Source organism: uncultured Campylobacter sp. (assembly GCF_938017705.1).
In the GTDB taxonomy this organism is placed as follows: Bacteria; Campylobacterota; Campylobacteria; order Campylobacterales; family Campylobacteraceae; genus Campylobacter_B.
The window spans coordinates 1-1,106 of sequence record NZ_CALIIS010000033.1; the positions used below are offsets into that span (position 1 = coordinate 1).

Genomic DNA, 1,106 nt, shown 5'->3' on the forward strand with positions numbered 1-1,106 from the left:
CGCTCCAAGACTACCGCTCTACCTATAACGATATAAGAGACTGGCTAAGAAAAGAAAGAGCGGGCGAGCAAAAAGAAGCACAAAAAATAGACTGGGACGACGTAGTCTTTGAGATTGACCTACTCAAGTCGCAGGAGATAAATTTAGATTACATTCTAGGATTGATATTTGAGCATAACAAAAAGATCAAAGATAAAGTTGCGCTTATCGAAGAGATCCGCAGGATCATCCGCGCTAGCTTAGAAAACCGCTCTAAAGAGGGGTTGATAGTGGATTTTATAAATCATACCGATTTGGACGAGTTAAAAGATAGAGCTGGCGTTGTTGAGGCATTTTTTAAATTTGCAAAAGGCGAGATGTTGCACGAAGCAAAAGAACTGATTGGCTCGTTAAATTTAAATGAAAATGCTGCAAAAAGGTATATTAGCGCGTCGTTAAAACGCGGATATGCTAGCGAAAGCGGAACTGATTTAAACGAAATTTTACCTAAAATGAGTCCTCTAAATCCAAAGTATCTAAGCGTGAAGCAAAATGTTTTTGAAAAAATCGCCTTTTTTGTGGATAAATTTAAGGAAGTCGGTATTGAGGTTTAGGCACGACTTAATTTGGATGTATTATTTTGTACTATATAAGCGATGCAAATAGGCGTTTTATGCGTTTAGATTATATTTTTACAGACGAAAATTATTAGAAAAATTGTTGTTGAGTTAAAATATGTTGCATTGAAAACAAAGAAGTATAATTTGTGTCAATACGATGATGTAGATTTGTATAAATTTTAAAATTTAGCTCCTCGCCGCTGTTGTTATCGCTCCAAACGGCGACGAGTTTTGAGGCGGCATCGATGTGGGAGCAAAATTTACTCGCGCCAAAGTCCGCAGCGCTTATGCCGCCGATTCTAGGATCGCGTTTAAGTTCGGTAAAATTGTCGATTGCTATCATGGAATGCTTTTAAATTTAATTGCATAGTGCACAATGACAAATTTAGTGCGCCGCGGCGGATAAGCGTATAAATTTAAAATTTAGTTTCTCTTTTGAACATTCGCTTTGCCCTTGTCTTTGCCGCTTTGAGGCTGGGCTTGTGGGCGCTCGATAATGCGGATATT

General features: G+C 38.2%; 1 protein-coding gene and 1 pseudogene. One reads left to right on the top strand and one right to left on the bottom strand.

Features of this window, described 5'->3' with window-relative positions; all coding sequences use genetic code 11:
• Positions 1-593 (top strand): annotated as a pseudogene (locus tag Q0605_RS01740) (type I restriction endonuclease subunit R); the annotation flags it as partial.
• Positions 594-687: 94 nt separating this feature from the next.
• On the opposite strand, the gene Q0605_RS01745 reads toward Q0605_RS01740, so the two are convergent.
• Positions 688-942: a hypothetical protein gene (locus tag Q0605_RS01745; RefSeq protein WP_298703664.1), complete on the bottom strand. Its 255-nt coding sequence runs from the start codon at positions 940-942 to the stop codon at positions 688-690.
• Positions 943-1,106 lie beyond the last annotated feature (164 nt).

Excerpts from the sequence above, each read along its gene's own strand:
- Q0605_RS01745 (WP_298703664.1), bottom strand. The coding sequence starts at position 942 with ATGATAGCAATCGACAATTTTACCGAACTTAAACGCGATCCTAGAATC.